The sequence below is a fragment of the Streptomyces tateyamensis genome, assembly GCF_003205575.1.
Classification (GTDB): domain Bacteria; phylum Actinomycetota; class Actinomycetes; order Streptomycetales; family Streptomycetaceae; genus Kitasatospora; species Kitasatospora tateyamensis.
On record NZ_PYBW01000168.1, the window covers coordinates 1,823 to 2,867 of the forward strand.

The following is a 1,045-nucleotide window of genomic DNA, read 5'->3' on the forward strand; positions in this document are numbered from 1 at the left end:
CGCGATCAGGGCTTCGGCGAGCTCGGCCTGCTGAGCCCGATCGATGATCACCTTGGCAAGGTGGGCAACGCCCCGCATCGACGTCAGGTCGTTGCCGCGCAGGTCCAGATCCTGGTACTTACCCGGCCCGAACTCGGCCAGGCGCAGCGTGCACGCGTCCAGGACCACTCCGGTCAGGTCGCAGCCGGTGAAGGTCGCCTCAGTGAGCACGCACTTGGAGAACGCGACCGGCCCGGTGGCCCGGACCTGCTCGAAGCTCGCGTAGTGGAGCTTGCAGTTCTCGAAGAGCACGTTGTCCAGGGCCACGCCGGTGAGGCCGGCACCCATGATCTTGCAGTTGCGGAAGACGACACGGGACAGCTTGCTGTCCGTGATGCGGGCGGTGGCCAGGTCGCAGGTGTCGAACTCGACGGAGTCCAGGCGGACCTTGTCGAGCCGGACGCGATCGGCCCGCAGCCCCCTGACGCGGCCGGTGATGAGGCTGATGTCGGACAGGTCCAGGGCCCGCAGGTCGGCGTCGCCGTACTGGAAGTCCTGGACGATGCCCCGGGCGGAATCCAGGGAGGTGACGTTGGACAGGTAGCGGCCGGGCTCGTCCAGGGCGGGCAGGGTGACGGTGACGCGGCCGAAGGTCATGCTGTCCACGGGCGGGGCTCCGCTCTGTCGGGCCGGCCGCACCGCGCGGTGCGGGCCCCGGGTGCTCAGGTGCTGCTACTTGCTGGTCTTGTTGTCCCAGGTGGGCCGGTTGTCGAACGACGAGCCGACGTTGTCCCAGGTCGGCCGGTTGTCGAACTTGGCGACCGCAACCGGGTGACTGGACGTCAGGTCGGCAACCACGGGGGACTCGGTGACGGCCAGCAGTTCGAGGATGGTCATGCTGGTTGCTCCTCTCGGACGGTATCGGACAGTGCGGTGACGAGGGCCTGCCTGGACACGCGGCAGTAGTTGGTTTCGGTGGTGTCCAGGCGCCCGTTCTCGAAGTAGCGATTGCCGGCCTGGGCTCCCCGGCAGAAGCCGAAGAACTCGCACCGGGCCTCGTACTCGT

At 68.0% G+C, this 1,045-nt stretch carries 2 protein-coding genes; both read right to left on the reverse strand.

Going from position 1 to position 1,045, the window contains the following annotated elements; translation table 11 throughout:
* Nucleotides 1–636, reverse strand: a 636-nt coding sequence (locus tag C7C46_RS31050; RefSeq protein WP_245985231.1) for a pentapeptide repeat-containing protein, incomplete at its 3' end; no start/stop codon positions are given.
* A 75-nt stretch (nucleotides 637–711) separates the two neighbouring features.
* Nucleotides 712–876 carry a multiple cyclophane-containing RiPP AmcA gene (gene amcA / locus C7C46_RS35465; RefSeq protein WP_181442631.1) on the reverse strand — a complete coding sequence of 55 codons (165 nt, stop codon included), beginning with the start codon at nucleotides 874–876 and terminating at the stop codon, nucleotides 712–714.
* Nucleotides 877–1,045 lie beyond the last annotated feature (169 nt).

Bases quoted from the DNA above. Each gene is read 5' to 3' on its own strand.
- amcA (WP_181442631.1), bottom strand. From the start codon at position 876: ATGACCATCCTCGAACTGCTGGCCGTCACCGAGTCCCCCGTGGTTGCC.